The organism is Acinetobacter lwoffii (genome assembly GCF_024129855.1).
Taxonomy (GTDB): domain Bacteria; phylum Pseudomonadota; class Gammaproteobacteria; order Pseudomonadales; family Moraxellaceae; genus Acinetobacter; species Acinetobacter lwoffii_L.
The window spans coordinates 1-8832 of the sequence record NZ_JAMXXC010000044.1 but is presented as its reverse complement, the minus strand read 5'-3'; the positions used below and the strand labels follow the sequence as shown (position 1 = coordinate 8832).

The following is an 8832-nucleotide window of genomic DNA, read 5'->3' as shown; positions in this document are numbered from 1 at the left end:
TGAAAATGCCGACCATGGAAAGGATTCATATGCTGCACCTTTAGCTAAAACAGTCTTCAGCTTACCATTCGTGGTTATTTGCAACAGTGCCCTTCAGCTTACCATTCGTGGTTATTTGCAACAGTGCCGTAATTCCACCCAGGAAGAATGCCAAGCCCTGGAAAGATTCTAAAATCAGTTCAATAGAACGAAATGAGTTACTTCAAACGGTTAAGCATTTAGGCAGAACCCTATGGAAAAAATGGTCGGGCTATCACCGTCGCAGTTTGGTGGAAACCAAGATGCATTGCATCAAATTATTAGGAGATAAGCTGACGGCAAGACATTTTCAAAGTCAGGTCAATGAAGTTCATGCGCGTGTGGCAGTTCTGAATAGATTTACGGAATTAGGTAGACCTCACACCCAAGTTGTCACTTAAATTTGAATGGATTGGGGAAAACTCAGCTTTTGAATGTTTATGCAACAAAGCCGGTTTTAGTTATAAACTTATTCATTCAGGAATTATATTGCTGAATGAATAAGTCTAATTGATTTATTTATGCAACCCAACTATTCATTTGATTCATTTGATTCATTTGATTCATTTGATTCATTTGATTCATTTGATTCATTTGATTCATTTGATTCATTATTTTTAACTTGTTTTTGTTTAGAATTTTCAACTTTAGAAGCTTTTAAATTCTTTTCAAGAAATAACAAGCCGCCATCTGCATAACTAAAACTTGCGATACTAAAGAATGCACTAATTAACAGTAATTTAGTACAAAATTTATTTTTGAATAGCATGTTTATTTACTCTCATTTAATACTTGTTAGATATTCTAACTTTAAAGAATTAACACCCAGAGGACTCATAAATTACATTCTTGTAATTTTAAAATGTCTCAGGATGGTGTTTAAAGTGCGTGTGATAAATAGAAGTGTAATACAGGAAAATGGTAAGGTTTATCAGCCTAGTCATCTGTCCATTATGTAGAAAGAGCAGCACTTTAATGTTTATGCTGTTCCAATGTATTACATTCCTTACTTTCTATTTGTAACGTAATTTCAGTAATACTATGATTATGTTTTAGAACGTCTAAGGCCTTTTGATAGAGCTGATCTGGATCGCTATTAGGAGCAACCAAATGAGCAGTTAAATGAATGTTTTTTGAAGATATAGCCCAGACTTTCAACTGATGAATCCCTTCAACACCCTCTAGCATCAATAAATCATTTCTTAACGACTCAATATCAATCTCATCAGGAACCCCTTCAAGCAAAATATGGATACTTTGTTTTAATAAAACCCAAGTTCGAGGTAAAACCCAGAAGCCAATTAACACAGCGATTACGGTATCTACCCACATCCACTGGGTAAAATAAATGACCACTCCTCCGATAATCACGCCTATCGATCCCAGTGCATCACTAAGGACTTCTAAATATGCGCCTTTCACATTTAGACTTTCTTGAGCACTCGCAGAAAGGATTTTCATTGAAATCAAATTTATGACCAAACCAATGACTGCGACAATCATCATTCCAACACTTTGAATTTCAGCAGGATGCGTAAAGCGTTGGTAAGCTTCATAGACAATATATATCGCCACCACAAAAAGCATCACTGCATTAAACAGAGCCGCTAAAATTTCGAATCGCTGATAGCCAAAAGTTCTTTTATCATCTGCGGCTTTTTTACCAATTTTGATAGCAGCAAGAGCAATAGCTAATGCGGCTACATCAGTAAACATGTGAGCGGCATCAGACAGTAATGCTAAACTTTGGGTAATAAAAGCAGCGACAACTTCTACTATTAAGAAAGTAGTCGTTAAACCCAAAGCAAACATTAATTTCTTACTATTTCCTTCAGTAACAACCGCATGGCTATGATCATGATGTTCTGACATAAAATTTTCCTTATTTAATCCATGATTAGCAGAGATATTTGAGACAGACCCAATATCTCTGCTAAAAGTTGCTTAATCTAATGGATTAAGAAGCTTTCTTTTCATTCATCCACCGGTACAGTACGGGCAATAAAACCAATGTAAGCAGGGTAGAGGAGATAATTCCTCCAATAACCACTGTTGCTAAAGGTCTCTGTACTTCTGCCCCAGTTCCGGTTGCCAAAGCCATCGGGACAAACCCAAGGGACGCCACACAAGCGGTCATCAGCACAGGTCTAAGACGCAAAATTGCACCCTGCCACGTTGCATAATAAAGGTCATATTGTTGTCGCAACTCTTTGATAAAGGTAAGCATGACTAAGCCATTCAGTACAGCCACCCCCGATAGTGCAATGAAGCCAACCCCTGCTGACATGGATAATGGAATGTCACGCAACCACAACGCGATTAAGCCTCCACATAAGGCAAACGGTACACCACTAAAGACCAGTAAGCTTTCTTTGATATTATGGAATACAGCCATCAATAAAATAAAGATCGTCAACAATGCGAGCGGAACCACCAATTGCATACGCGCTTTTGCAGACATCAGATTTTGAAATTGACCGCCATAATCTATCCAATAACCGCTTGGTAATTCCTGTTTGGATAACGTGCTCTGAAGCTCTGTTACGAATGAGCCTAAATCACGTCCTTCTACATTTGCAGTAATAACCACTCGACGTTTACCATTTTCACGGCTGACCTGATTAATACCCAGGATATTTTCAACGCGTGCCACATCTTGCAGTTGGACTAAACCACCATTCGGCAATTGAATAGGAAGTACCGCTAACTGTTCAGGACTACGCTGGGATTCATCTAGACGGATGACAAAATCAAAACGCTTGTCTCCCTGTAAAATTGTTCCAACATTCTGGCCACCGACACTTGTAGCTACCAGATCCTGAATTGCTCTTACCGACAAGCCATATTGTGCAGCTCTGGACTTATCCACCTCTACATTCAACAAGGGTAAGCCACTGGTCTGTTCTACATTAACGGCTGTCGCGCCTGAAATTGAGTTAATTTTTTGAGAAATTTTATTCGCTTCGCGATTTAGAATCTCCATGTCATCACCAAATAATTTGACACCCACATCACTTCGCACCCCTGAAATTAACTCGTTAAAGCGTAGTTCAATGGGTTGCGAGAACTCACTGTTATTTCCCGGCAATGTCGCTAAGAAAGTAATCATTCTTTGGCGAAGCTCATCAATCGTTTGTTTTGGATCAGGCCATTCATCATGAGGTTTTAACAGTACCACGCCATCTGAAATGTTGGGTGGCATAACATCTGTGGCCACTTCTGCTGTACCGGTACGGGCAAAGATCGCTTTAATTTCAGGAAATTCTTTCAACAGTAACTTTTCAGTATTTTCCTGCATTCTCAGTGACTGTTCTAACCCTGTACTTGGGGAACGCATTTGCTGAACAGCAAAATCACCTTCACCCAGTTGAGGTGCAAACTCGCTACCTGTTTGAGTGGCTAGCACGCCCGTAAGCACTAAAATACAGGCAGCCACAATAGTCACAAATAAACGAAGCTCATAGGCTTTATCTAAAAGCAGTTCATATTTGGTTTTAAGCCAATGCATCCAGCGACTTTCGGTTTCCTTGACTTCTCCAGTGACAAATAGGGCAACTGCGGCTGGCACAAAAGTGACAGATAAAATCATGGCCCCAATTAAAGCCAGTACAACAGTCATTGCCATAGGATGGAAAAGTTTGGCTTCTACACCCGTCAGGGTAAAGATAGGTAGATAAACCACCAAAATAATTAACTGTCCAAAGATGAGAGGACGACGCGCCTGTTTTGCAGCCAAGAAGACTTCTTTAAATCTTTCAGAACGGCTAAGTAAACCACCTTTCAGCTTCTGAGCTTCTGCTAGCCGACGGATACAGTTTTCTACAATAACCACTGCACCATCAATAATAATACCGAAGTCCAGTGCCCCTAAACTCATCAGATTTGCACTAATCTTCTGCTCTGCCATTCCCGTCAAGGTAAACAGCATTGACAGTGGAATAACGCAAGCCGTGATCAGCGCAGCACGGAAATTACCTAGAAAGAGAAATAAAATAACAATGACGAGGATTGCACCCTCAATCAAATTTTTCTGAACGGTTTTGATCGCCCGATCAACCAAATGCGTACGGTCATACACAGTCTCAATCACCACACCTTTAGGTAGCGATTGCTGGATCGATTGCACCTTTTCATCAATGGCTTGAGCAACGGTACGGCTATTTTCTCCCATCATCATCATGGCAATACCCAATACAGTTTCTTCACCATTATAGGTTGCAGCCCCTGTTCTTAAGTCATGACCAATTGAGACATTGGCGACATCTGCCACCCGAATCGGATAGCCGTTTTTATTGGCAATACTGATGTTCTGGATATCTTCAATCGTGTTTAAAGTGCCGGGAACACGAACCGTTAGCTGTTGTCCATTTTTCTCAATATAGCCAGCACCACGGTTTTCATTATTCTCTGTTAAGGCAGTTTGTAAATCAGACAAAGGAATTTGCAATTGTTGCAATCGGTTCAGATCAGGGGCAACCACATAGGTTTTATTAAAGCCACCGATACTGTTGATCTCAGCAACGCCTTTTACGCGCTGTAATTGCGGTCTTACAATCCAATCCTGAATTTCACGTAAATCCATCGCCGAATAAGCGGTTCCATCCGGCTTTTTAGCATTTGGTTCGGCTTTAATCACCCATTGATAGATTTCACCTAAACCTGTCGAAATAGGCGACATGTTAGGTTGCACATCTTCAGGCATTTCTCCCATTGCTTCTTGCAAGCGCTGGTTGATAAGCTGTCTGGCCCAGTAAATATCCGTGCCATCTTCAAAAATGATGGTCACTTGCGATAAGCCGTAGCGTGAAATCGAACGGGTTTGTTCCATTTTCGGCATGCCTGACATGGCATTCTCAATTGGATAGGTAATCCGCTGTTCCATTTCCAAAGCCGTAAAGCCATTGGCTGAAGTGTTAATCTGCACCTGAGTATTGGTAATATCCGGTACAGCATCAATCGGTAACTTTTGATAACTATAAATACCAATAGCAATCCAGGCTGCAATAAACAGCATAATCCAAATGGCGTTATGAATAGAAAACTGGATCAGCCGATCAAACAGCCCTTCAGGTTTTACCGATTCGTGGTCTGGAATGTGAGGGCTTTTAGTGCTCATGTGAAGCCTCTCCTTTTTCCATCTCAGATTTCAGTAAGAAACTGCCTTGAGCGGCATATTTTTGTCCCTGATTAAGCCCATTTACCACTTCAATCCACTGGCTATCCCCAGACGATTGACCTAATTTCACCGGTTGCGGAGTGAATTCAACTTTTTGTCCATGCTGAGTGGCGACAAAAACCACATCTTTTCCATCGACATTCTGAACTGCGGACTTAAGCACCCGTAATGCGGTACTTTCACTGCGTTGTTGCAACTGTACGTTTACCATCAAGTTTGGACGTAATTCGGTTGCATTCGATTCAACTTTTGCTCGCACCTGAAGACGACCTGTTTGAATATCCGCTTCAGTATTTAAGGTTTGAATAACCGCCCTATAGACCTTTTCAGTTTGCAAAGATTTAAATTCGATCTTTTGATTCGGGGCTAAGCCCACAATTTCAGAATTTGGAACAATAAATTCAAGCCAGAGCTGATCTAACCGGTCTATGGTAAAGAGTTGACTTGCTAACTGAACATTTTCCCCGAGAACCAAATCCTTTTTACTGATCACGCCAGAAATTGGGGCTTTTAAAATATAGCGCCCGTTACTAGCATTCACTGCACCAAATGCACTTAAACGTGATTGGGCCGCTTGAACCTGGATTTGTGCCCGTTTATAACTGTTATAAGCCCGTTGATAGTCCTGTTTTGCTGAGATACCCTGTGACCACAATTGACGCTCACGCTCAAAGTCTTGTTTCGCCAGTTCCAGATTGGTTTGTTCAATTTTAAGATTGGCCTGCTGATCAACTAGATCAGGAACAAGCAATGTAGCCAAAGGCTGCCCTTTCTGAACTTTTTGGCCGAGTTCTACATAAACATTTTCTACATGACCGCTAAAACTCGGTGAGACATGCGCTTGCTGATCCGTATTCACATTGAGTTTGGCAGGATAAGAACTTAATTTAACCACCGGACCTTGATCGACCGCTGATAACTGTATGCCCTGTTCCACCAGTTGCTTGGCCGTCAGGCTCACGCCTTCTGCATGCTCTTCGGTTTCACCGCCATGTTCTTCACTTCCATGTTCCTCTGCGCCTTCTTCCTCTGCATGTTCATCTGATGTTTCAGATTTATTCTTACCCGACAAGATCAAGAAAATACTGAGGAGTACGGTTGCGCCGATGACCAAACCAATCAGTAGAGGTTGAGAGATTTTTCCGCTCTGTTTTTTTAAGCTGTTTTTAAGATCGAACATGTTAATTTCCCCCACCAATGACAGGCATGGCCTGTATGTCTTGCCATAAGTTTTGATTGATTTGTGCAATAGCATCTTTCGACATGACTTCACTTGGGCTAATGCCTAAGCTCAAACTTTCTGCTTCAATGGCCTTTTGCCAGCCATCCCGTAACAACTGGACTTTACGCAGACGGATGTCTTGTAATTGAAGCGTGGCTTGCTGAACATCGGTTAAAGCAAACTTGCCTGCCAAGAAACCTTGTAGCGTCTTACTTTGAACTTGAGTCGCCAAAGGAATTTGAGTCTCGTCAACGACTTTGAATTGCAGCTCTAAACCCTGCAACTCGGTTAAAATTGTGCCTATTTGCAGCGCATTTTGCTTCAGATAAAATTCTTTCTGACGCTCTAATAAGTTCATTTTTTCTTGCGCGATTTTTATGCCATTTTGCTGACGATCGAAAATATTAAGCGGTACACTAACTCCGACTACTAATTGATTTTGTGTGGAGTTTTCCAAGGATTGGGTGCGGTTGACACCTAGGTTTAAAGTGGGGTTAGGACGTGCCTTTGCTCTTAGTTGATCAACCGTTGCTTGAGACTCTAATACCAGTAAAGCTCGATATTTCTCAACGTAGTTTTCCGCTAAATATTCTTGAACCTGTCCATGAGTCGATTTTGGCCAGAGCTTTTGTGAAGAGAGGTTTACCTGCAATGACTTATCAGACGTACCCCATAAATTTGATAATTGTTGGGTGGCCACTTGTACCTGTAAGTCTGCCTGTCTAAAAAGGCGTATATTTTCAGCATGACTTAAACGTGCGCGATTCACATCTACTTGCGCGATACCGCCCGCAGTAAAGCGCTTCTCGATCGCTTTAAGGTTTTCTTCACTCACCCGAAGTTGTTCATTGACAATGTTTCTTTCAAGTTCAGCAATGGCCAGTTGTGACCATACATATTTCACCGCAAGCTCAATTTGCGCTTGATAAATCTTCTGCTTCAGTGCTGTTTTATCTGTAGAGAGACTGGCTAATTTTTGGTTTGCTTTTCGCTCACCAAAAATATCCAAGGGTTGTGATATGCCAATGGCAAGCTCTTTTTCATTATTTGAACCAAAGCCCGTTTGTTCAACTGACAATTCAGGATTTTTAAACAGCTTACTTTGCTGAAGATTCGTGGCATTAATACTATTTTGCGTTTCCCAGAAATTTTGGGACGCTTGATATTGGTTAACCTGCTCAATAGCTTGCTGCAGCGTTAAATCTTGAGTACTGGCGACTACGGAAGTACTGATGCTGATCATTGCAGATAGCAAGATACCGCTACCTAAGGCTGACCAGGATAAATTCAGGATGGAGGTATCCTGATGTAATTTGTTTTTTGACATGAAAATGCCCCACGCATAATGAAATTAGGAGTGGTGGGCTTTTATAAGACTACCCCACCAATAGTAGGGGCAAATCGGGAGGCGGGGTTAATTGATTCAGATAAGGGGATTTATAAAAAGTTATTCCCAAATAAGTTGGGGTAATGCCGGTCTCAAAATCAGCTTTAAGCTTCAGATCATCGGGTGGGTCAATCTGAATCACGATTGTATTTGAGAAATGACTGCACTTTTCGTTAAAACAAACCTTCTGACAATAGTCATAGATTTCTTTATAGTTTTCTAGGGAATAAAGTGCTTGACGAGGACTATCACTCTTTTCGTCTAAATCGATTGGATTAGAGAGTATTGAATTGGGTATGTTTGGCATTTCATGCAGACACGCGGCCTCTGCCACACTCCAAATATTCTGGAATGTGAATAAGAGTACCAATATCTGGATTAGAAATGTTTTTCTCTTCATACACAAATCTGTATTTAAAACACCAATAAAGAAGCTGTCCAGATCTATCAAAGATCTGATCACAGAATTTGAGTAACCTTAAACTTTTTGCAGCCTTAAGTAAAGATATACAGAGTTTTTGAAAAAAGCATAGGTCTAGATAATCAAGCTAGATTTTTTAAAACTCCACATTGGTCAATTGTACATAAACCATCACAAGTACCTCTTAAATCAGATAGTTGTTCAATAAGCTTTTGTTGCTTGATTATATTTTCTCTGATAGCACTGACATGTAAGTCAATTAATTCATTCACCCCTGAACAATTTTTCTCAGGTTTGTCTTTATAGGTAAGTAATTGACGAATTTCATTCAAACTCATATTTAAAGTTCGGCAATTCAAAATAAATTTAATTCGCTCAACATAGCCTACATCGTAAAGGCGGTAATTTCCTTCCGTTCTTTCTGGTTCTGGAATTAAACCTTCCTTTTCATAAAACCTAATTGTTAATACTGAACATGAGGTTTTTTTAGAGAGTTCACCAATTTTTAAATGCATTGAGTTGGTATTTCCAAAAAATCTTGACTCTATAGTAACTATAGGGATTCTAATATTCAAAGTTTATAAATTTTTTTAATGGGTATAACTATG

The 8832-nt window shown here is 40.4% G+C and carries 6 protein-coding genes and 2 pseudogenes; 1 reads left to right on the top strand and 7 read right to left on the bottom strand.

Annotation, left to right across the window (positions count from 1 at the left end):
* Positions 1 to 125: 125 nt before the first annotated feature.
* Positions 126 to 419, top strand: a pseudogene (locus NI465_RS15965) (IS5/IS1182 family transposase); the annotation flags it as partial.
* Between the two features lie 188 nt (positions 420 to 607).
* Here the strand turns inward: NI465_RS15965 and NI465_RS15960 are convergent.
* The 7 genes and pseudogenes from NI465_RS15960 to cadR form a co-directional block, all read right to left on the bottom strand.
* Positions 608 to 787: pseudogene (locus tag NI465_RS15960) on the bottom strand (hypothetical protein); the annotation flags it as partial.
* A 203-nt stretch (positions 788 to 990) separates the two neighbouring features.
* Positions 991 to 1890: a cation diffusion facilitator family transporter gene (locus NI465_RS15955; RefSeq protein WP_004665978.1), complete on the bottom strand. Its 900-nt coding sequence runs from the start codon at positions 1888 to 1890 to the stop codon at positions 991 to 993.
* A gap of 85 nt (positions 1891 to 1975) precedes the next feature.
* The gene (locus tag NI465_RS15950; RefSeq protein WP_180081775.1) at positions 1976 to 5134 is read right to left on the bottom strand and encodes an efflux RND transporter permease subunit; all 3159 of its coding nucleotides are present in this window, start codon (positions 5132 to 5134) and stop codon (positions 1976 to 1978) included.
* Positions 5124 to 6374 (bottom strand): efflux RND transporter periplasmic adaptor subunit, encoded by a 1251-nt coding sequence (locus NI465_RS15945; protein ID WP_086197158.1) that lies wholly within the window; start codon positions 6372 to 6374, stop codon positions 5124 to 5126. Before NI465_RS15945 ends, NI465_RS15950 begins: the two co-directional genes overlap by 11 nt.
* 1 nt (position 6375) lies before the next feature.
* Positions 6376 to 7743 (bottom strand): TolC family protein, encoded by a 1368-nt coding sequence (locus tag NI465_RS15940; RefSeq protein ID WP_180001850.1) that lies wholly within the window; start codon positions 7741 to 7743, stop codon positions 6376 to 6378.
* A 49-nt stretch (positions 7744 to 7792) separates the two neighbouring features.
* On the bottom strand, positions 7793 to 8203 hold the full coding sequence (locus tag NI465_RS15935; protein ID WP_039624319.1) for a hypothetical protein: 411 nt from the start codon (positions 8201 to 8203) through the stop codon (positions 7793 to 7795).
* A 143-nt stretch (positions 8204 to 8346) separates the two neighbouring features.
* Positions 8347 to 8739, bottom strand: a complete 393-nt coding sequence (gene cadR / locus NI465_RS15930; RefSeq protein ID WP_039624321.1) for a Cd(II)/Pb(II)-responsive transcriptional regulator — start codon at positions 8737 to 8739, stop codon at positions 8347 to 8349.
* Between the last annotated feature and the right edge of the window lie 93 nt (positions 8740 to 8832).

Bases quoted from the DNA above. Each gene is read 5' to 3' on its own strand.
- NI465_RS15950 (WP_180081775.1), bottom strand. From the start codon at position 5,134: ATGAGCACTAAAAGCCCTCACATTCCAGACCACGAATCGGTAAAACCT.
- NI465_RS15945 (WP_086197158.1), bottom strand. From the start codon at position 6,374: ATGTTCGATCTTAAAAACAGCTTAAAAAAACAGAGCGGAAAAATCTCT.
- cadR (WP_039624321.1), bottom strand. From the start codon at position 8,739: ATGCATTTAAAAATTGGTGAACTCTCTAAAAAAACCTCATGTTCAGTA.
- NI465_RS15935 (WP_039624319.1), bottom strand. From the start codon at position 8,203: ATGAAGAGAAAAACATTTCTAATCCAGATATTGGTACTCTTATTCACA.
- NI465_RS15955 (WP_004665978.1), bottom strand. From the start codon at position 1,890: ATGTCAGAACATCATGATCATAGCCATGCGGTTGTTACTGAAGGAAAT.
- NI465_RS15940 (WP_180001850.1), bottom strand. From the start codon at position 7,743: ATGTCAAAAAACAAATTACATCAGGATACCTCCATCCTGAATTTATCC.